This is a genomic window from Dyella sp. ASV21 (assembly GCF_016428975.1).
Lineage (GTDB): Bacteria > Pseudomonadota > Gammaproteobacteria > Xanthomonadales > Rhodanobacteraceae > Dyella.
The window spans coordinates 20,146-40,523 of record NZ_JAELTT010000039.1; the positions used below are offsets into that span (position 1 = coordinate 20,146).

Sequence of the window (20,378 nt, forward strand, 5' to 3'; positions counted from 1 at the left end):
CTCAGTGAGCCGTTCGAAGCGCGGCAAGCAGCGCTTCGATGGGTTGAAAACGAACGTCCAGTTCGGCGAGCAACACGCTCTGCATGTCCCTGCGGAAGAGGTCCAGCCACGCGTTGGGCGCGGCCTGATCCGATGACGATGCATCGGCAAGGTGGTTCAGTTCGGCTTGGTGCAGACGTTCAAAGCGCTCGCCAAGCAGCGTGGGGATGCGTGCCAGCAGGCCGTGCTCGCGCGGGCTCAGCACCGCTTCCATGACCGCATCCACAGCGCCCAGCCGGGCGGCAGTGTCGCCCTGCTGGACGAGCCTGTCGCGCAGGCGCCCGCGCAGCTTGCCGGCGGTGGCCTGCATGGCGCGCTGGTGGGTTTGGTAACGACGACGGAACACGGCGTAGTCGGCGCCCTGAACGCTGCTTTCGGCGCCCGTCAATGCGGGATCGCTGGTGATGGCGTCCGCCAGCGCCGCCCGCAGGCGTGCGCATTCGGCCGCTTCGGTGTCATCGAACGCGGGGCCATCGGCGGCGGCGCCGGCTTTGCCGTCCAGCGCCGTGGACAGGGCAATGGCGTGCGTCCAGTCGAGCCACTGGCTCAGCCGGTCCGGGAGGGATTGCCTGGATGGGGGAACCCCCACGTCCGTCAGTCTCGCAAGTAAGCGGATGAACGTGGGGCCACGGACTGCCGCCCGTTGAGCCATCTGCGCCATTCTGTTGGTCAAAAAACGACCATTTTACACCGGATTGGCGGGGTGTCTGCCTCCCATCCTTCGGCGTCCCGTCGGTGGGCGAACGAGGAATCGCTGTATGGCGTGCCCGCCGCCGTGCCGGGGTTTCGGGGGGCGCTTGCCTCGCAGGTTCTTTTTGACCTGAAACGCCCAGGCGAAGGGGGTGCGGTGGCCATCGCTCAGGTGCCACACGCTGCCTGGGAGGGTGCATGGGTACGGCCCATCCAGAACTTGTCCGACACGCGATGCATCGCCGGGTTCTTTCATCGGCATCTCGACGGCTTCACCTGGATGGCGCTGCTTTGCAGTGCCATCCCGTTGTGTCACTTCCCAGCTTTTACCGCGCGCTTCCGGGGCTAACGCCTGATACGGCCGTGCAGATATGCATTTAGGCATCGTCAGATATAGCTGGAAGGTAGCCAGTTTTATCTTGCTTCTTGTGGCCAGCAGCTTGCATCGCGCCTTGACCGGCGAAACCACGGAACGCCGGAACGTCTCCCCTAGTTGAGAGACATGGCACCCACCTCACTGCATGCAGAGCTGTCGCGCGCCAACGCCCCCCCCTTTGATCGGAGACGCAAGACTATGAACATTTCCTACCGAGTGATCTGGAACGCAACCCTTGGCAAGTGGGTAGTAGCGTCGGAACTGGCCAAGGCCAACGGCAAGTCGGCAAGCCGACAGAAGCGCGCTCTGTCGCTGTCCGTGGCGGCCTCGCTGCTCGCGCTGCCGATGCAATTTGCGATGGCACAGACGTCCGAGGTCGCCGATACCGCGGCGCCGACGTGTGCGTCACAGGAACTGAACCAAACCGCCGAGTGCACTGCGCAGCTTACGGGCGGCAATGCAGCCTTCGGTGGCTTCGCTGGCGCGTCCCTCGCCGTACCGACGGCCGCAGCCATGCTCGACGACACCTATGTCAAGGTTAATGCCGTCGGTGGTGGCAGTGCCGCTTCGAACACGGCTACGGGCTCGATTGCCATCGGTGCGAGTAGCAGCAGCGTCGGCAACGGCGATATCGCCATTGGTCAGAGCGCCTACGCGAATGGCAATGCCATCAACGCAACCGCTCTTGGTACGTTTGCCTCCGCTCAAGGCCAGGGCGCTACGGCGCTAGGCGGTCGCGCCTCGGCAGTGGGCGATCGCTCGGTGGCTATTGGTCGATACAGCGCAAGCAACGCGGTGGACTCCACGGCGATCGGCGGCTATGCCACCGTCACCGCGGGTTCCACCAACTCGATCGCCTTGGGTGCGAACGCAGTCGCTGATCGAAGCAACGTGATCTCGGTGGGCGCCGCCGGTAGCGAGCGCTCGATCATCAATGTCGCCCAGGGCGCGGCGGACACCGATGCGGTGAACATGTCGCAGCTCAACGCCACCAATGCTCGCGTTGGCGCCACCGAGTCGTCGATGGCTAACCTGGATACCCGCGTGGTTGATACGGAGAGCAAGGTCGGCACGCTGCAGGGCGATGTGTCGGGTCTGGACACGCGTCTGGGTTCGGCGGAAGGCGCTCTCTCCACCGCGCAAGGCAACATCGGCGCGTTGCAGGGCAGCGTGAGCAACCTGGATGGCCGCATGACGCTGAACGAAGGCACCATCACGAATCTGCAGACCAACATCAGCAACGTCACCACCCAGCTCAACAGCGGTAGCGTGGGTCCGGTGCAGCAGGCGGGTGCGGGCAGCAAGCTGACCGTGGGCGCCGCGCTGGACGGCGACGTGGTGGACTTCACCGGCACCGCCGGTGCCCGTCAGTTGACGGGTGTGAAGGATGGTTCGGCCGATAGCGACGCGGTGAACATGTCGCAGCTGAACGAGACCAACGCCAACGTTACCGCCGCCAACACGGCCATCTCCGGTCTGGGTTCGCGCATGACGACGGCCGAAGGTTCCATCGGCCTGCTGACCAGCGATCTGAGCGTGCTGAACGGCGTGGTGCAGACCCATGACACCAACATCACGAACCTGCAGGCCACCGTCGATACCATGACGAGTGATCTGAGCAGCGGCGCGATCGGTCTGGTGCAGCAGGCGAATGCGGGCAACAAGCTGACCGTGGGCCGCGATATCGACGGCGACGCGGTGGACTTTGCCGATAAGGATGGGAAAACCCGCTCGCTGAAGAACGTGACGGCCGGCAGTGATGACACCGATGCGGTGAACGTGTCGCAGCTGCGTGCCTCGGGCCTGCTCGACGCCAGTGGTGCTCCGCAGGTGGCGTTGACCTACGACAGCCCGAGCTTTGCCTCCATGACGCTGCGCGGCGCCAACGGCACCGTGATCAACAACGTTGCGGCCGGTGAGATTGCGCAGGGCAGCATGCAGGCGGTGAACGGTGGTCAGCTGCACACCCTGCAGCAGGGTCTGCAGACGCAGGTGGATCAGCTGGGCAGCAACGTTGCCTCGCTGGGCAGCAGCGTGCAGACGCAGATCGACCAGCTGAACAGCAGCTACGTGACGCTGGGGGATACCGTGCAATCGCAGTACTCGCAGCTCAACGCCAACATCAACACGCTGACGAACAACGTGCAGTCGCAGTTCGATGCAGCGGGCGACCTGGCCGGCGCGCTGAACAGCCGCCTGTCCTCCATGGAGGAAGATCTGGCCGGCGGCAAGCTCGGTGGTGCTGGCTCGGGTGAGGGCAGCGCGCAGCTGGGTTTGGGTGCGGATGCCTCGGGTAGCAACAGCACGGCCGTCGGCGAAGGCGCCAAGGCGAGTGGCAGCGAAAGCATGGCGATGGGCAGCGGCGCGGCCGCGACCGGTAACCAGAGCACGGCGATGGGCAACGGTGCCGTGGCATCCGCCAGCGGCAGCACGGCGCTCGGTAACGGTGCCAGTGCGACGGCGGACAACGTGGTGGCCCTGGGTGCCGGTTCGGTGGCCGATCGCGCCAACACCGTCTCCGTGGGTTCGGTGGGCAACGAGCGTCAGATCACCAACGTGGCGGCTGGCACGCAGCGTACGGATGCTGCCAACTGGGGCCAGGTGCAGGATGCCGTGGGCGGTGTGCAGGACTGGGCGAACAACAAGTTCAACGAGGTCAACCGCCGCACGAACGCGGTGGGTGCGATGGGTGCCGCTTACGGCCAGATGACCTTCAGTGCGCAGGGCATCAACACGGCGAACAAGGTCGGCGTGGGCGTGGGCAGCATGAACGGCAAGAACGCCATCGCGGTGGGTTACAGCCGCCAGCTGGCTCCGAACGTGAACGTCTCCTTCGGCGGTTCCGCCTCGGGTAACGACGCGTCGGTGGGTGCGGGCATGAGCATGGGTTGGTAAGCCATCCCACGATGGAGTAGGAAGAACGGCGCCTTCGGGCGCCGTTCTTTTTTGGCGGGTATCGGTACGCAACGGTCCCGGCGGCCTGTTGCGCGCCAAGCGCCCCTTCACAGTGCCAGCGCGTAACGTCGACAGTGCTCCAGATAGGCCTTTTCGTGGATGGCCAGCAGGTTGACCGTGTGTGTCCACAGCCAGCTGGGTGCATCGATGCGGCGGGAGCGCGTGGCCGAGATGTCCGCCAGCCAGGCAGCGCGAGTGGCGGCATCCATCTGGCGGCTATGCGCCTTGCCGACCACCGCCGCCAGATAGAATGCTGTTTGCAGCGCCTTGCGTTCGTTGAGTTGTTCCAGCTCCAACTTGAGATCCTGCGGCAGCAGCTCGCGGATAAACACCGCCTTGTTCTGGAACCGACCCGCCAGCATGCGTTTGCCCAGATGAGGCGAGAGCTGACGTGCGCCTGCCAGTACACGCTGTCCGGCCTGGCGCGGCATGGGACGGCCCGTTACCACGGGGGCCACCGCGGTCACGGCTTGCTTGATGTCCAACAGACAGTAGTCCGGGGCGTCACCCTTGCAGGGCGCGATTTCCAGCAGGGCGGCATAGCGCAGGCGACCGAGCGAGCTGCAACCTTTCACCCAATAGGCACCGTCCACCAGTCGCACCGCGGCATCGCTTTCGCGCGAATGCAGCATGGTCACCAAGGCGCGAACGGCTTCGCTTTGCGCCATCGCTTTCATCTCGCTGCGCTCGCTGGCGCTGAGCGGCCAAAAGCGCTTGCCCAAGGGGATGCGTGGCGAGGTGTCCTCGATGCGCTCTTTTGCCAGGGTTTGCCAGTTTGCGTTGCGCGAACGCCGTACGGCGCCCAGCACGGGCTTGGGCGCGGCCAGGTCCACGGTAATGTCGAATGCCGGATCAAAGGCATGCCGGTAGCCGGCCATGACTTGTTCGAGCATGCGCGCGGTAGTGACGCCAGGCAGATCGAAGCCGCGAAATGCGGAGGCGAGCGAGAGACTCAGCCGCACCAGGTCAATGGCCGGGTTGCCTATCACCGTCTGGTCAAGGTCGCGGATCTGCACCTCTACCTGACCTGCGTGGTTGGCGAGCGGGCCGAGGTTACCTACGTGGCAGTCGCCACAGATCCATATGGCAGGCCCTTCTGGCATGGCGCCGTGTTCCAATGCATCCAACCACTCATAGAACTTGTCGGTAGAGCCGCGTACGTAGCGATGCGAAGAGCGCGCCATCTTGAGATTGCGAAGCCGGTCGAGGGCTTCCGCTCGGCGCGTGGGCGTCGTGAATCGCTTCTTCATGAGGTCTCCCAATGCAGCACTCCGTAACGCGCGATGCTCAGCGCAGGCCAAGCATCGCGGAGTGGAGCGTCTGGGTGAGATGAAAGAGATGTCATGGCAACGAATTTCGTTCATGCGCAATTTGTTGCGTCGCCCTGCGCGCACGGCCTTCGTTGAGTGAGGGCAAGGCTTAGACCCTGCGGCGAGGGTCGGCTAGCTGGCTGGGCGTTTACGCCCGGGGCGCGCCACCACGCGCACTTTCGCGCTATTGCCGCCGCCACAGAAGAAGCGGTCACCACCGTCCGACTCCAGCCCGGATACCCATAGACCCGGTGGCATCTGGAGGCTTTCGCGTACCTCGCCCGTTTGGGCGTCTATATGCCGCAGCTCGCTCTCGTCGTTTTCCCAGGTGCCGTGCCACAGCTCGCCGTCGACCCAGGTAACGCCGGTCACGAAGCGATTGGATTCGATGGTGCGCAGGATGGCGCCCGTGTCGGGGTCGATCTGGTGGATCTTTCGTTCGCGGTACTGCCCCACCCACAGCGACCCCTCGGCCCAGGCGAGCCCGGAATCGGCGCCACCACCCGGCGCGGGAATGGAGGAAAGTACATGGCCCGTTTTAGGGTCCAGTTTTTCGATGCGATCCTCGGCAATCTGGAAAAGGTGGCGGCCGTCGAAGGCCGTGCCGGCGTGCGCCTTGGTCGGGATCGAGCGCTGCACGGCGCCGCTCTGCGGATCGAACGCCTGCAGCGCCTCTCCAACGGCGATCCACACGAGTTCTCCGTCGTAGGACACGCCGGCCACTTGGGAAACCCCGGGAAAGGGACCGTGTTCGCGGATAACGCGGGCGGTGGATCGTTTCATGGGCCACATCCTAGTCGGCGGCCAGTACGGAGGGGAGTAACAAAGTTGTCGGGACTCCGGTGATGGGCGGCGTCATCCAGCGGCGTGAACGTCCACGGCCGATGGATTGAACCTTGCCTTCCTCGCCCAGCGTATCCAGGGCGCGCTGCACGCTGCGTTGGCTGAGTGCCAGCGCGAGCGCCAATGCCGAGCTCGACCAGGACTCGCCATCCGCGAGCAAGGCGAGCACGGCGGCGTGCTTCTCGTCGACCGGTCGTGTGAGTACCGATACATGCGTGGCATCGTGCGGTGCCAGTACGAATCCACGCGTGGTCGCAAGCACGCTGGCGAGGGGGCGGAGCGCGCGGCGAAGGCGCCCCACTTCCACGCGCAGGCGCGCGCGGTGTGACTCGTCCGCATGCCGGGTGTGAAAGACGCGTTCCACCAGCGCATGTCGGGGCAAATCCTCCGGCCATGCTTCCGCCAATGCGTGGGCGATTGCAAAAAGGACCGGGCGCCGTTCGAGCGAGACGACCGTGCCTTGGCATCGCACAACATGGCGACACCCGTCGACGATCCATGCGTCGGAGGCCAACAAGGCTTCCACGTCGGCGAGTGGAAGGGCGTACTCCACGCCAGCCTTGCGCATGCGCGCCACGGGGGCCTCCAACTCGCGGATGGCGCGCTCGATCTCCGCCACCAATGCGGGTATGCCTGCGTGGCGTGCCGCGTAGGCGGCACGCGCCAGCGCACTGCGCGCTTGCTTGCCGTGGATGCGCCGCGCGGCGATGCCTGCCACCACCAGTTCGAATGCCGCCCGAGAGGCGAGTGGCAGGGGAGCGTTGTCGAGCTGCGGCAGTGCGCGCTCGGCCTGGTCGAGGTGGCCGATCAGGAACAGGTGGCGAACCTCCAGATAGCGCGCATGCGCCGCATTGGCGCGATCCCCGTGCGTTTCCAGCGTGATCCGTGCTGACTCCAGTGCCTTTCCCGGCCAGGCGAGATCGCGTGAAACCAGCGCGATCTCCGCCTCGGCCAGCACGCATCGCGCACGGGCCACGACTTCGTGCGGGCCAAAGGAACGTGCGGCGCGGCGCAGTAGGGACTTGGCACGGGGCAGGTCGCCCAGCTGCGCCATGGCGATGCCGCGCAAGGCAAGCGCCGGCGGATCATCGCGCAGCGCGACGCGATTGAGTGCCCCCAGCGGATCACCGCTCGCGAGGGAAAGCGCAGCTGCCGTGATCAATGAATCCATCGCAATACCGCCACACTTGTTACTCCCACCTATGGAGGGGCGCGCCTAATCTAGCTCCCGCACGTCGAATCGGGAACGGCTCAAACGTCATGGCAATGGGAGGTACGGCGATGAACACGCACACGGTGGGAACACGCGAGGAATGGCTGGCGGCGCGCCTGCGGCTGCTGGAGGCGGAAAAGGCCCTGACGCGGCGCGGCGATGAGCTGGTACGGCAACGCCAGGCACTGCCCTGGGTGCGCGTCGACAGGCGTTATCTGTTCGATACCGACAAGGGCACCGCGACCTTGGCCGATCTGTTCCAGGGCCGCTCGCAGTTGCTGGTGTATCACTTCATGTTTGGTCCGGATTACACGGCGGGGTGCCCCTCTTGCTCGGCGATTGCGGATGGTTTCGATGGGTTTGCCGTGCACTTGGCCCATCACGATGTGGCACTCGTAGCCGTGTCGCGTGCGCCGCTAGCGAAGTTGCTGGCGTACAGGGATCGGATGGGCTGGTCGTTTCCCTGGGCATCCGCGCGTGGCGGTGAGTTCAACGTCGACTTCAATGTCTCGTTCACCGAAGAACAACAGCGCACGGGCGAGGTGGAATACAACTACCAGCGCGGCGGCCACGCGATGGATGCGCTACCCGCGCCCGCCCCGGTGGTGGAGTTCGCGGCCAGCTGCGGCGTCAATGCTCCCACCTATGCGCGCGACCGGCCAGGCCTGAGCGCCTTTGCGCTGGAGGATGGCGTGGTCTATCACACCTATTCCACCTTCGCGCGTGGTCTTGATGGCTTGTGGGGCATGTACCAATGGCTCGACCGTGCCCCCAAAGGCCGCAATGAAACCGGCATCTGGTGGCGGCGCCATGACGAATACCGTGCCGGCTAGGCAACCTCAGCCCTCGTCATGCGAGCAGGCTCACGCAGCGGGCCGGGCGCCGCGATGGTCCTTCGCATGTGGGTACGGTGTGATGGGGGTGGTGTTTGCGTTATGCGTGGTGGTGACCACGGCGCAATGCCTTTCCATGTCCGGCATGGGCGCCATGCCCATGCCGGGTGGATGGATGATGTCCATGCCTTGGCTGCGCATGTGCGGGCAGGGTGCGCTGGGTGCCCTGGCGTCTTTCATGTTCATGTGGTCGACGATGACGGTGGCGATGATGCTCCCCTCGCTGGCGCCCCTGCTGCGCCGCTATCGCGATGCCTGCCATGCCGCGGGCGTGCCGTCTCCCGATGGATTCGCCGCACTTCTCAGTGCCGGCTACTTTCTGGTGTGGCTCATGCTCGGGTTGGTTGTGTATGTCGCCGGGTTAGTGATGGCGGGTGCGTTGATGCAGTGGCCCCTGCTGGCGCGTGCGGCGCCCGGGTTGGCGGGTATGGTGGTGATGGTCGCTGGCGCCCTGCAGTTCACTGCGTGGAAGGCGCGTCGGCTGGTGTGTTGTCGCGCCATGCCCGCAGCGAAGCACGCCACGGTGCTCGATGCGCGCTCGGCCTGGCGTTACGGATGGCGCCTTGGGTTTCACTGCGTTTCCTGTTGCAGCGGCATGACGGCGATTCTGCTCGTTACCGGTGTGATGGACCTGCGCGTGATGCCGGGCGTCACTGCCGCCATCACGCTGGAACGCCTGTCACCCTCGGCCCATCGTGCTGCCTGGGCGGCGGGGGCACTGACGCTGATTGCCGGCGCCACCATGACGATCCTGGCCACCCGCGTCTGGTGACGCGTTCGGGAAGGACCAGCGGTACGCCGCATGGCGGGCTGGTGCGCCTGGGGCCCTGTCGCACTATCCTCGGGTTTTTGAACTAGACCGACCCAGGAGCGAATGGTGCCTTCTGTAACGACGCAACCGATTACCGCGCAGCTGACCCATTCGGCGATCTTCCTGGTGGTAACGCTCAAGCAAGACGGGCGTGAGCGTGACCTCGTGCGCGCGCTTTGTGGCGATATGCCAGCGCTGCTCCGTGGCATTGGGTTTCGCCATCCGGATCGGCGCTTGTCGTGTGTCGTGGGTTTTGGCTCGGACGCCTGGGACCGGATCTTCGGCGCACCCCGGCCGGCGGAGTTGCACCCGTTCCGCGAGATAAAGGGCGTGCACCATGCGGTGTCGACGCCGGGCGATATGCTTTTCCATATCCGCGCCACTCATATGGACCTGTGCTTCGAGCTGGCGGCCCAGATCATGTCGCGCATCGGCGAGGTGGTCGCCACGGCCGATGAGGTGCATGGCTTCAAGTATTTCGACGAGCGTGACCTGCTCGGTTTCGTCGACGGCACCGAGAACCCCGTCGGCCAGGACGCCCTGGACGCGGCTGTTATCGGTGATGAGGATGCGGCGTTTGCCGGCGGCAGTTACGTGATCGTGCAGAAGTACCTGCATGACTTGAAGGGGTGGAACGCCGTGCCGGTGGAGCAGCAGGAGGGGATGATCGGCCGCAAGAAGCTTTCGGACATCGAGCTGGACGATGCCGCCAAGCCGGCGTATGCACACAACGTGCTCACCAGTATCGAAGAGAACGGCGAGCCGTTGGAGATCGTGCGCGACAACATGCCGTTTGGCGACGTGAGCAAGGGCGAGTTCGGTACCTATTTCATCGGTTACGCCCGTTCGCCGGCGCGTATCGAGAAGATGCTCAACAACATGTTCGTGGGCCTGCCGCCCGGGAACTACGATCGCCTGCTCGATTTCAGCACGGCCGTCACCGGCAGCTTGTTCTTTGTGCCGTCGCTGACGTTCCTGGCGGACCTCTAGAGGCTCGATGAGCCGGAGCGGTGCGGGGCGCTCAGGTTTCAAGGAAGCGCCACGGGCACCCGGCGTGGGCCTAAGGCCCTTGGCGCATGGGCTTTCGGCGTCGTGCAGGCGCGGTTGCCATACGGTTGACGCTCGAGGGTGCTCAGATCTTCGCGTTGCTCCTCCCGGCGCTGGCTCCGTAACGTCGGACGCCATAGACGTGGTCCATGCCGCACCTGTGGCATGAGAAGTTCCCTGGGGAGGGATAGTTCGCATGAAGAACGTGGTCAAGGTAGCGCTCGGGTTGGTGCTCTTGGTGGTGCTGGCGGTCGCCGCCGTGGTGTTGTTGCGGACCTGGGCGACACCGCCGTTGGCCGCGGCTGACGCCAAGGGTTCGTACACACCGCTCAAATTCGATCAAGACCAGGCCGTGGCGCGTTTCGCGGGCGCGGTGAAACTGCATACGGTGTCCACCGGCGAGGCGCCGCCGTCGACCGAGGATCTGGCCGCCTTTCATGCCTACCTTGCCGAGCAGTTTCCCCGCGTGCATCACGCACTCCAGGTGGAGGAGGTCGGCCACGGCGGCCTGCTCATCACCTGGAAAGGGCAGGACACGTCGGTGGCGCCGGTCATCCTGATGGCGCATCAGGACACCGTGCCGGTCGATCCGGATACGCGTGCACGCTGGACGCGCGATCCCTGGTCGGGTGAGGTGTCCGATGGCGTGATCTGGGGCCGCGGCGCGCTCGACGACAAGGCCAGCGTGGTGTCCATACTGGAGGCGGCCGAACAGTTGCTGCAGCAAGGCTTCGAACCCAGGCGCACCCTCTACTTTGCCTTCGGCAGCGACGAAGAGCGTGGTGGCGAAGGTGGCGCGGTGGCCATCGTGGCCTTGCTCAAACAGCGCGGCGTGCATGCGCAGCTGGTACTGGACGAAGGCGGGGCTTATACGAATGGCCTGATGCCAGGCGTGGCGGGCGATCTTGCCATGGTCGGCATTGCGGAGAAGGGCTATGTCTCGGTAAAGCTCAGCGTGCAGGCAGCGGGCGGTCACTCCTCGCAGCCGCCGCCGCAATCGGCCATTGGCATCCTCAGCCATGCGCTGGTGCAACTGGAAGCCAAGCAGATGCCGGCCAAGCTGGCGCCCACGGCGACTGCGATGTTCGACGCGCTGGCTCCGCTGCTGCCCTTTCCCGCACGTATGGCGGTGCGCAATCGTTGGCTGCTGGGGTCCGTGTTGATCGGTGAGTTGGAGAAGACACCATCCGGCAATGCGATGGTGCGCACCACCACGGCCGAGACCACGTTCAATGCCGGCGTGAAAGACAACGTGCTGCCCACCGTGGCCAACGCCACCATCAACTTTCGCATCCTGCCCGGCGATACGGTGGCCGGCGTGCTGGAACACGTGCGTCGCGTGGTGGCCGACCCCCGCGTAACGATCGAGCCGGGTCAGGAGCAGAACGAGCCGAGCCCGACCTCGCCCATCGACGGCGAGGGTCTGAAGCTGGTGCGCCAAACCATTCAGCAGGTATCGCCAGGGGTGCCGGTAGTGCCGTATCTGGTGACGGCGGCGACGGATGCCTCGCACTACGTGCCGGTATCCACCGAACAGCTGCGCTTTGTGCCGTATCACCTCACGCCCACCACGATCCAACGCTTTCACGGTATCGATGAGGGTATTCCGGTGAGCGACTACTTGAACTGCGTGCAGTTTGCCGCCCAGTTTATGCGTAACGCCGCGGGTTGAAGCGGTGCGGCGGGGCAGTGGGTCGCCACGTCAGGGGCGAGTCGCGCGGTAAGTAATCACAGTGGCTGCTTCGGCGGCATGCGTGCGCATGCTGTCGCGGGGAGTCGTGTCTTTGACCGTTGGCGCCATCAGCCGCGCGAACGACAGCAATGCAGCAAAGGGGAGAGTGCGATGGTGCGTGTGATCAAGCAGGGTGGTGGGGTGATGGCCAGGCATCCGCTGTGGGCGGCATTGTTGGTGGCAGGTGCATGGACGCCGATGATGGTGCATGCGCAGGCGGCAGCGGCTACGTCGCCGGACGCAGCGGTAAGCAGCAAAGGCAAGGCACCCTCCAAAGACGACGCGACCTCGCTCGGTGCCATCACCGTAACAGCGACCAAGCACGCCACGGCCATCGATAAGACGCCTATTGCCATCACGGCGGTGCCCGCCGAAGTTCTGGCTGACAGCGGCGCGCTGACCATCAACGACATGTTGAAGATGGCGCCGGGCGTGAGCGTGCAGAATGCCGGCGCGGGACAGTCGCGCATTTCGATTCGCGGCATCTACGCGGCGGGCGAGCCGACCACCGGCATCTATATGGACGAAACACCCATCACCGGTTCGGTGGGCACCACTAACGATGCCGGCGGTCACCAGCCCGATCTCAACCTGTTCGACATCGATCGCGTGGAAGTGCTGCGCGGTCCACAGGGCACCTTGTACGGCGCCAGTTCGATGGGTGGTGCGATCCGCCTGATTACCAACAAGCCCGAGCTGGATCGCGTGGATGGCAGCGTCGAGGCTGGCTACGCGGTGACCAAGGGCGGTGGCGCCTCGTGGCTGACCAACGCGATGTTCAATCTTCCGCTGATCCAGGACAAGCTGGCCGTGCGCGTGGTGGCGGACAAGCAGGACACGGGTGGCTATATCGATAACGTGGTGCTGGGCCGCACGCATGTGGGCGAGGCCAAGCAAGGCGGCGGGCGCGTGATGCTGCGCTATCAGCCCATCGACAAGGTGACGCTGGATGCCAGCTTCTCCGATCACATCACCAACGCCGAACCTAATTTCTGGACGCCTTACCCGGAACGCTGGGCGCTGCAGCCGCTGTACCCGGTGGACTTGCCTTCGCGCTACGGCTCGGAAATCGCCACGCTGGTGCCTTACCGTGACCACACCAAGATTTCCAACGTGACCCTCACAGCGGATTTGGACTGGGCGACGCTGAGCGTGATCAGCTCGTATTTCGATCGCGCCAGCTTCTACAACCAGGACGCCACGCCGCTGTTCCAGTACGCCAAGTACCTGCTGGGTGAGCTGGGTCTGGGCCATGTGTACAACGCCGATCAGTACATCCCCTCGTATCTGTATTACCCCGGACATACCACCAACTGGTCGAACGAGTTGCGCCTGAGTTCCAAGAGCAACGACACGCTGGACTGGACCGCCGGCCTGTATGAAGAACAGCGCAAGAGCAGCCTGTTCAGCGAATACACCTACGCGGATGCGGCCACCGGCGCGGCGCCGTCGCCGTCGCAGATCTTCTTTCGCCGCCATATTGCCGATGACCTGCGGCAGAAGGCCGCCTATGGCGAAGCCACCTGGCATGTCACCTCGGCGCTCAACATCACCGGTGGCCTGCGTTACTACAACTACAACAAGGACATCACCGGCTATACCGACCTCAACTTCAACTTCCCGTTGATTGGTGGCGGCACTATCCCGCCCGCCACGGTGAGCGCCGGCCAGAGCGGTTGGTTGAAGAAGCTCAATATCTCCTACGACCTGGCGCCCAATGTCATGGTGTACGGCCTGGCGGCCGATGGCATGCGTCCGGGCGGTGCCAATCAGCTGATCAACCTGCCGGTGAACCTCACCACCTACCAGGCCGACTCCCTGTGGAATTACGAGTTGGGCATCAAGTCCAACTGGTTCGACCGCAAGCTCTACCTCACGGCCGATGTCTACCAGATCAACTGGCACAACATGCAGGTCAGCGCGATCACCCTGGACGGCACCTCGGAGTTCATCACCAACGCGGGCGCGGCGCGCATGCGCGGGCTGGAGTGGGAAATGCTGTATCGCCCGGTGCCTGGGCTGGATCTCACCGCCAACTTCAACTACATCGATGCGGTGCTGACCAAGGACCAGGCCAGCAATAGCTACGAGGAGCAGGGCGTGCTGGGGCAGGCTGGTGATCGCGTGCCCAACACGCCCAAGTACACCGGTGCCGTGGCCGCCGATTATCGCTGGCCGCTCAGCCCGGGCCTGGGTGGCATGGTGCGGCTGGACGCAAACTATGTGGGCAGCTCGTACTCCACGTTCCGGCCGAACGACCCCACGCGCACGCGCATGGGCAACTACACCCTGGTGGACGGCCGCCTGGGCGTGGAGGACGCCAATGGGCGCTGGTCGGCGTATCTGTACGTCAAGAACATGTTCAACCAGCTCGCCTTTATCTCCACTGGCCTGCAGACCTATTACGCACCGTTCGGCGAGGCCTATACGGCGCCGCCGCGCACGGTCGGCATCGATGTGAAGTACAACTTCTGATCGGCATCCGGCCACGCCGGACAGGCTTAGCCATGCGGAACGGGACTGGACTTGCAGCGGGCGATGGGGGAGCCTCCACGGGTCACCCTCGCGCCCCGCTGTGTTGCATGGCCAGTGAATCCCAACCCAAACCCGTGCCCAAGCGGCGTGCGCCGGCCCAGGCACGTGCGCGGCAAACGCGGGAGCTGATTCTGGAGGCGGCCATCCAGTTGCTGGAAAAGCGCGGACTGCGCGCATTCAGTACCAATCGCCTCGCGGCGGCGGCGGGTTTCAGCGTGGGCACCCTCTACCAGTACTTCGAGAACAAGCAGGAGATTCTCGACGCATTGGCGCGCCACGAGCGCGATCGCCGCCTGGCACGCATGACCGAGGCGCTCACCTCGCGCGGCGCGGAGAAACTCAGCCTGCGTGATCGCATCCGCATCGTGGTGCGCACCGAGCTGCATGCCTTCGATGGGCGTCAACGGGCGCGCAAGATCATGTTCGACCTGGCATGGCGCAACCATACTCACCGCGACATGGATCGCCCGGTCACCACGCTGGCGGCCATGCTGGCTGCGGGAGAGGTGGCCGATGGCTCGCAAGGCGTGGTGCGGCTGTCGCCCACCGATGCCTTTGTGCTTACGCAGGCGGTGGCGGGCATCGTGCGCGCGGGCCTGGAGCGCGACGAGCACATGTTGGTCACGCCCGAATTCGAAGACGCCGTGGTGGAGCTGGTGGCGGGCTTTGTGGACGCGCGGCGGCAACCGCCACGGCCGGCCTAGCGAGCGCATCGTCACCAAAGAAAACGGGCCGCTTGCGCGGCCCGTTTTCGGTGTGAAGCAAGCGATGCTTACTTCAGCTTGGCATCGGCGCGTAGCGCTTCGGCCTTGTCGGTCTTTTCCCACGAGAAGGTGGAGTAGACCTTGCCATCCGGACCCTTCACTTCCTGCGGGGTGCGGCCGAAGTGGCCGTAGCTCGCGGTCTGCTGGTACATCGGGTGGATCAGGTCGAGCATCTTGATGATGCCGTACGGACGCAGGTCGAAGTGCTTGCGGATCAGCTTCTCGATCTTGTCGTCGGCGATCTTGCCGGTACCGAAGGTGGTGACCGAGATGGAGGTGGGCTCAGCCACGCCGATGGCGTAGCTCACCTGCACTTCGCAGCGATCGGCAATGCCGGCGGCCACGATGTTCTTGGCCACGTAGCGGGCAGCGTAGGCGGCCGAACGGTCCACCTTGGACGGATCCTTGCCGGAGAACGCGCCGCCACCGTGACGAGCCCAGCCGCCGTAGGTGTCGACGATGATCTTGCGACCGGTCAGGCCGCAATCGCCCACCGGGCCGCCGATCACGAACTTGCCGGTCGGATTGATATGGAACTTGGTGCCCTTGTGCAGCAGCTTGGCCGGCAGCACGGGCTTGAGGATGTACTCGCGCACGGCCTCGACCAGGTCCTTCTGCTTGACGCTCGGATCGTGCTGGGTGGAGAGCACCACGGCGTCGATCGCGGTCGCCACGCCATCCTCATAGCGCAGGGTGACCTGGCTCTTGGCATCCGGGCGCAGCCACGGCAGCGGCGAGTTCTTCTTCTTGCGGACCTTGGCCTGCTGCTCGACGAGGCGATGCGAGTAGTAGATCGCCGCCGGCATGTAGTCCTTGGTTTCGTTGGTCGCGTAGCCAAACATCAGGCCCTGGTCGCCAGCGCCCTGTTCTTCCGGCTTCTTGCGGTCCACGCCCTGGTTGATGTCCGGCGACTGCTTGCCGATCAGGTTGAGCACGCCGCAGGTCTCGCCGTCGAAGCCGACTTCCGAGGAGTCGTAGCCGATGTCGGTGATGACCTTGCGGGTCAGGCCTTCCAGGTCGACCCAGGCGCTGGTGGTGATTTCGCCGGCCACGATGGCCACGCCCGTCTTCACCATCGTTTCGCAGGCCACGCGCGCACGCGGATCCTGCGCGATGATCGCATCGAGGACGGCATCGGAGATCTGGTCGGCGACTTTGTCCGGGTGGCCTTCAGAAACCGACTCGGAGGTGAAGAGGAAATTGCTCATCGCGGGATATATCCTTCCTTACGGATAGAAAGATGAAAGGGGGTGGCGCATGATACACGGCCTCCCCCCGCTTTGCAGCCTCAGCTTGCGGGTTGGACATGACGATTTCATGCCGATTCAGCCATTTGGACGGCTTTCCACCCCTCCAGAGCTGGGGTAAACCGGGCCCGGGAGGGCGTCGGCCTGGGCGCAGAGTAGCGTAGGCCGGTCGCAGCGGCCGGGGAGCGGGGCGGTCCGGACGCCTGTCAGCCCCGTCGGGAAGCCCGTGCCTGGGTCGCGGCGACCCATCGGGCCGTCATGGCGCCTATCCGACATTGCTCGGGGCCTCCCTAGAGCTGGAGATGAAAGAACCGGTTGAAGGAACTGGGCAGGTAATCGGCGAAGGCGTCGCCCTCGGTGAATCCGCGCTTGCGGTAGAGCGTCAGGGCGGCCTCGAAGGCGGGGCCGCTACCGGTTTCCAGGCTCAGCCGTTTCAGGCCGCGCTGTCGAGCGACCGCGATGATGTGGTCGAGCATGCACGCAGCCGCGCCCTGGCGTAGATGATCGGGGTGGGTTCGCATCGACTTCAGTTCGGCGCTTGTGCCGTCCAGCGCCTTCATGGCGCCCACCGCGACGATCTGCTGACCGCGCCAGGCCGTCCACACGGTGACCTGCGGTATGCGCAAACCCGACAGATCCAGTGCGAAGACGCTGCCGGCCGGAGAGTGACGATGCATCTGCTCAAGGTGGAATGCCAGCAAGCGCTGTGTTGCTGCGCTGGACAAGTCGTCCTCGCGTATCGTCAACGAGACGGACGCACTCGGCTTCATCACTTCGTCGCTTGCCGCCGGGGCTATCGGGGTATCACTCACGGTTCTATCCGAGGATGGCAGCCGTGGCTGCGAAATGGAGACTCGGCGCTAGCCAGCCGAGCCGTCTTGGTAAAAGGGATGTGCGGCGCGCCTGCGATGACTGTGCGTCAGTGCGGAGCCGGCCGCAAGCGGCGCCGCGCCAGTCCCGCGAATGGAATCCGCTTGCCAGGCGGCCCGACAGGTCTAGCAGTGCTTCTGAGCATCACCCCTGCATTCGCACATGCAACACGGCGCGTTGTCGCCGGTCGTCCGCATGGCTTCGTTGCGCTGCCTGTGATCTCCAAGCGGGAGGCGACCGTGCCGCCTATACTGAGGGCTTCACAGCATCCCGAGGTTGGGATCAGGAGGCATGCATGACCAAGCTTGACAAGCGACGTGCCGGTTCTCTCGTCGAGCGCCCAAGGCGTGTCATCCAGTGAAGCCGGAAGACTTGCAGAGGCTGGTGACCATGACCATGCCCTACGGCAAATACCAGGGCCGCCTTATCGCCGACCTGCCAGGGGCGTACCTTGCATGGTATGCGCGCAAGGGCTTTCCCAAGGGCGAGCTGGGAAACCTGCTGGCACTGGCGCTCGAACTCGACCATAACGGCCTCAAGTCGTTGCTCGATCCATTGAGAAAGCGCACGTAGTGCCACTTGTGTGCACCGGATGTGTACCCAAGGGAGATCCATGGTTAAGCGCGCCTTGTTTGCTGTCTGTGTCGGAATTTTGGTTACGCTCCTGCTACTTGGTGCAGCGTTCGTTGCGGACTCCGCTGGGCTTGAATCCTTGGCTGGAGCGCTGTTCTGGCAAAACACGCTGGCTCAATCGTTTGTCCCGTTGGGCAACATAGGGACGGCAGGGCACCCGATATACGAAGGGTCTCCGCTCAATTTCATCGCCTTTCTCGCGAGCTTTCCCATTGGAGTGGCTGTCCATGGTGCGGCGGCGTTTATTCTCATGGACAGATTTCTGCGGAAAAGGTAAAGCATCCGCAACGTCCATTTCCGACCGCCACCCATAGCGGACGTCCCAAAGAATTCCACTTGCGGCAAGCGAGCATGTAAGTATCGTTCGGGAAAGTGAACAAGCTGGCTAAGGCCTATGAGCGAATCGCCTAATTCGACACTACTGGGAACTGCAGGAATTCACTGGCGTGCCTTTGTGCTGGCGTGGATTTTCCCCGTGATATTCCTCTTCGGCGGTCTTGCTTCCGATCAGCTGGGGTATCCGAACCTTTTTTTCTTTGCCCTGCTCCCGCTCTTCTTTTGGAGCTTCGGCCGAGCCAGTGGTCCTTGGAGGAGGCGCGAGATCAGCTATTGGCATGCGATATTTTTGGGGCTTGCTTTCCCCTTTATCATTTGGAGTCTCGCTGTGCTTACGCACGTGGCCCTTGCGAGCCACTGATGTCAGGGGCGAACGGGATTGAAATGCAGAGGTCCGCTTACGACCCACAGCGGACTGATCTTGGCCCGGGTCGCATGAGTGGTCAGATGAAATGCGTTCCGACGCTGGCTCTTGCGTCGACCTTGGTGTTTAGTGCCATGGCCGTGGCTCAAGCAGACAGCATTCAAGGCATAAGTCAGCATCAGGCCGACATGCTGCTGGCCGTGCTTCAAAAGAAGGCCGCTCCCCTTAGCCTGTCAGGACAAATTCGACCCCTGCCACCAGGTGACCTGGACCCCATATTAGCGACCACTGGCATTCACTGTGTTTTGCCTAGTACCAACGAGTTGTATTACAGCGTCCGATATATCGTCGGAACGGGCAGCGCTGCCCGCCGGACAATTTTTGCGTTTACCGTGTCGCCTGCTGGGCCATTCGGGCAGGGAGCAACCGATATCGCGCGCCTACTCAATGGTGGGAAGGTGACGCAATACTGGGTTTGGCACGCATCAAGGCCACCTGGTCAGGAGCGCCCCACTGACTCCGGGATTGTCGTTGACTTCGTTTCGCGAACCCCATCAGCGTGCGTGGTCCCTTGAGAGAGAATGTGCTCGATGCTTTTTTACGTCTGCTTCCGACTCGGAGCAGACAGTTCGGATGACGCAAAAATTGCAAAGCCAGGGACTGGCATGAAGCTGTTTGGATACGAAGAAGGGGACGACGTGCGCCAGGCGCCGTTGTCGCTCTCCGAAGCGAGCATATTGGCTAGCCCGGCAGAGTTGAGGGCCATTGCGAAAGTCTTCACTGACCTGGCTGTCGAAATGGAGGCTGAAGGTTTTGATCATGTGCACCTGACCGATAGACTTCCAGGCCTAGGCGACGGTCCGGAGCTGATCGTGGCTAAGGCCAGATAAAGATGTCGGCTTCCGACCCGGGCATAATGATCTCAGCGACATCAGGTCAACCGGTCAACGCAAACACTTGGATGAAATCGTTTTGCGTGGAATATCAATCTTCTACGCTTTCTTGGCAGCCTCTCTAACGATCCGGCTGTGCAAATAGTTCAGATTACCCCTTGGATTTAAGGCACTTCCAGCCTGCTGGCCATCGAGCGATGAATCTCAGCCTGGATGCCATGGCAACGCACGTTCTGCTGACACAGTGTCGGGGTGTTGCGTTGACCGGTTGAATCCGCAACCCAAAGCAGACAGTTAGCAAAAGCGGATTGGTCTAATGCTGTGACGGTTACATACGAAGGAACGCTGATGAATATGGTGTTGAGGACGGTCCGTGGGGCTATGAACGTCTTTGGTTCGGGGCTTTTGTTGTTGGTTGCGACCAGCCTGTGGGTGAGTGCTACCAGTGCGCCCGCGAGCTCATTTAAGGGTGAAAGTTGGGTGGGAGCCTTGGTGGTGCTGGGGGCGGCGCTGTTCAGCGGGTTTCTTGCTACCGTGTTTTGGAAACAGCGCGCGGGAAGACGTTCTTACTATTCCAGTGCAATTCTCAATGGGCTGTCCACCGTTGCGTTCCTGTCCGTAGTTGCTATCTGGGCGATGAATCATTGATCGGAGTCCAGCCCGCGCAATCGATTTTGGGGAACGCTACGGGTCCGCTTTCGACCCAGAACGGACATGCCGGATAGGCGGGGAACTGCTGGTAATGTTCGTGGCGACGCCGTAGAGGCGAGCTCTTTAAGGGGGATTGATGCGCGAGGCCATCGAGGACGTAGTCGGAGCGACCGCCA

The 20,378-nt window shown here is 63.6% G+C and carries 17 protein-coding genes; 11 read left to right on the top strand and 6 right to left on the bottom strand.

The features are described from left to right. Position 1: 1 nt before the first annotated feature. Positions 2 to 700: a DUF3348 domain-containing protein gene (locus JHD67_RS13680; RefSeq protein WP_199099817.1), complete on the bottom strand. Its 699-nt coding sequence runs from the start codon at positions 698 to 700 to the stop codon at positions 2 to 4. Between JHD67_RS13680 and JHD67_RS13685 the strand changes: the two genes are divergently transcribed. Both JHD67_RS13685 and JHD67_RS13690 read left to right on the top strand, forming a co-directional pair. After that, positions 683 to 1,078: a hypothetical protein gene (locus JHD67_RS13685; protein WP_199099818.1), complete on the top strand. Its 396-nt coding sequence runs from the start codon at positions 683 to 685 to the stop codon at positions 1,076 to 1,078. The two genes, JHD67_RS13680 and JHD67_RS13685, sit on opposite strands and share 18 nt — an antisense overlap. A 225-nt stretch (positions 1,079 to 1,303) precedes the next feature. Then, positions 1,304 to 4,000 carry an ESPR-type extended signal peptide-containing protein gene (locus JHD67_RS13690; RefSeq protein WP_199099819.1) on the top strand — a complete coding sequence of 899 codons (2,697 nt, stop codon included), beginning with the start codon at positions 1,304 to 1,306 and terminating at the stop codon, positions 3,998 to 4,000. 107 nt (positions 4,001 to 4,107) lie between these two features. Here JHD67_RS13690 and JHD67_RS13695 read toward each other — a convergent pair whose 3' ends face one another. The 3 genes from JHD67_RS13695 to JHD67_RS13705 all read right to left on the bottom strand — a co-directional run bounded on the left by JHD67_RS13695 (position 4,108) and on the right by JHD67_RS13705 (position 7,384). Then, positions 4,108 to 5,310 (bottom strand): DUF2252 family protein, encoded by a 1,203-nt coding sequence (locus JHD67_RS13695; protein WP_199099820.1) that lies wholly within the window; start codon positions 5,308 to 5,310, stop codon positions 4,108 to 4,110. Positions 5,311 to 5,502: 192 nt separating this feature from the next. Beyond that, on the bottom strand, positions 5,503 to 6,153 hold the full coding sequence (locus JHD67_RS13700) for a PQQ-binding-like beta-propeller repeat protein (protein ID WP_199099821.1): 651 nt from the start codon (positions 6,151 to 6,153) through the stop codon (positions 5,503 to 5,505). 10 nt (positions 6,154 to 6,163) lie between these two features. After that, a complete protein-coding gene (locus tag JHD67_RS13705) occupies positions 6,164 to 7,384 on the bottom strand; it encodes a helix-turn-helix domain-containing protein (protein ID WP_199099822.1) in 1,221 nt (406 codons plus the stop codon). 110 nt (positions 7,385 to 7,494) lie between these two features. Between JHD67_RS13705 and JHD67_RS13710 the strand changes: the two genes are divergently transcribed. The 6 genes from JHD67_RS13710 to JHD67_RS13735 all read left to right on the top strand — a co-directional run bounded on the left by JHD67_RS13710 (position 7,495) and on the right by JHD67_RS13735 (position 15,148). After that, complete coding sequence (locus JHD67_RS13710) at positions 7,495 to 8,259, top strand: DUF899 domain-containing protein (RefSeq protein WP_199099823.1); 765 nt, start codon at positions 7,495 to 7,497, stop codon at positions 8,257 to 8,259. Between the two features lie 91 nt (positions 8,260 to 8,350). Further along, a complete protein-coding gene (locus JHD67_RS13715; RefSeq protein WP_199099824.1) occupies positions 8,351 to 9,091 on the top strand; it encodes a DUF2182 domain-containing protein in 741 nt (246 codons plus the stop codon). 105 nt (positions 9,092 to 9,196) lie between these two features. Beyond that, a complete protein-coding gene (locus JHD67_RS13720; RefSeq protein ID WP_343214366.1) occupies positions 9,197 to 10,120 on the top strand; it encodes a Dyp-type peroxidase in 924 nt (307 codons plus the stop codon). Positions 10,121 to 10,373: 253 nt separating this feature from the next. Then, on the top strand, positions 10,374 to 11,849 hold the full coding sequence (locus tag JHD67_RS13725) for a M20 family peptidase (RefSeq protein WP_199099826.1): 1,476 nt from the start codon (positions 10,374 to 10,376) through the stop codon (positions 11,847 to 11,849). Positions 11,850 to 12,020: 171 nt separating this feature from the next. Then, positions 12,021 to 14,384 (top strand): TonB-dependent receptor, encoded by a 2,364-nt coding sequence (locus JHD67_RS13730; RefSeq protein ID WP_199099827.1) that lies wholly within the window; start codon positions 12,021 to 12,023, stop codon positions 14,382 to 14,384. 107 nt (positions 14,385 to 14,491) lie between these two features. Further along, positions 14,492 to 15,148 carry a TetR/AcrR family transcriptional regulator gene (locus JHD67_RS13735; protein WP_199099828.1) on the top strand — a complete coding sequence of 219 codons (657 nt, stop codon included), beginning with the start codon at positions 14,492 to 14,494 and terminating at the stop codon, positions 15,146 to 15,148. A 68-nt stretch (positions 15,149 to 15,216) separates the two neighbouring features. On the opposite strand, the gene metK is transcribed toward JHD67_RS13735, so the two are convergent. Together metK and JHD67_RS13745 are read right to left on the bottom strand one after the other, a co-directional pair. Beyond that, positions 15,217 to 16,416, bottom strand: coding sequence for a methionine adenosyltransferase (gene metK, locus JHD67_RS13740; protein WP_199099829.1), 1,200 nt, complete (start codon positions 16,414 to 16,416; stop codon positions 15,217 to 15,219). Positions 16,417 to 16,745: 329 nt separating this feature from the next. Further along, entirely contained in the window at positions 16,746 to 17,267 is a 522-nt protein-coding gene (locus tag JHD67_RS13745) for a GNAT family N-acetyltransferase (RefSeq protein ID WP_343214367.1), read from the bottom strand. 415 nt (positions 17,268 to 17,682) lie between these two features. Between JHD67_RS13745 and JHD67_RS13750 the strand changes: the two genes are divergently transcribed. From JHD67_RS13750 to JHD67_RS13760, 3 genes are all read left to right on the top strand, one after another. After that, complete coding sequence (locus tag JHD67_RS13750) at positions 17,683 to 17,898, top strand: DUF3820 family protein (protein WP_199099830.1); 216 nt, start codon at positions 17,683 to 17,685, stop codon at positions 17,896 to 17,898. A gap of 1,425 nt (positions 17,899 to 19,323) precedes the next feature. Next, entirely contained in the window at positions 19,324 to 19,548 is a 225-nt protein-coding gene (locus JHD67_RS13755; RefSeq protein WP_199099831.1) for a hypothetical protein, read from the top strand. A gap of 351 nt (positions 19,549 to 19,899) precedes the next feature. Next, the gene (locus JHD67_RS13760) at positions 19,900 to 20,199 is read left to right on the top strand and encodes a hypothetical protein (RefSeq protein ID WP_199099832.1); all 300 of its coding nucleotides are present in this window, start codon (positions 19,900 to 19,902) and stop codon (positions 20,197 to 20,199) included. The last annotated feature ends 179 nt before the right edge of the window (positions 20,200 to 20,378 follow it).